At 66.9% G+C, this 242-nt stretch carries 1 protein-coding gene; it reads right to left on the bottom strand.

Annotation, left to right across the window (positions count from 1 at the left end):
* Positions 1–242: SwmB domain-containing protein (locus tag D5041_RS21970; RefSeq protein WP_265285843.1), on the bottom strand; the 242-nt coding region annotated here is incomplete at both ends.

Below are 242 nucleotides of genomic sequence, written 5' to 3'. Positions count from 1 at the left end.
CCCGATACCGCCACGCTGTTCACGCTGATGGCCGCATTGCCTGCGCTGCTCACCGCAAAGGCCGTGGCGGCTGCGGTGTTCGCGGCGTCCAGGTTGCTCGCGTCGGTGTAGGTCAGCGTCAGTTGGTTGCCGGTGACCTTGGGGCGATGGTCGCCGGTGGTGATCAGCACCGGGGGCGTGGTGTCTGTTGCCGACGTGCCATGGGTCACGGCCTGGTTGCTGAAGCTCACTGCGTCGTTGCC

Source organism: Verminephrobacter aporrectodeae subsp. tuberculatae, assembly GCF_026127385.1.
Classification (GTDB): domain Bacteria; phylum Pseudomonadota; class Gammaproteobacteria; order Burkholderiales; family Burkholderiaceae_C; genus Acidovorax; species Acidovorax aporrectodeae.
The sequence above is the reverse complement of the archived record's forward strand: the minus strand, read 5'-3'. Positions and strand labels throughout refer to the sequence as shown.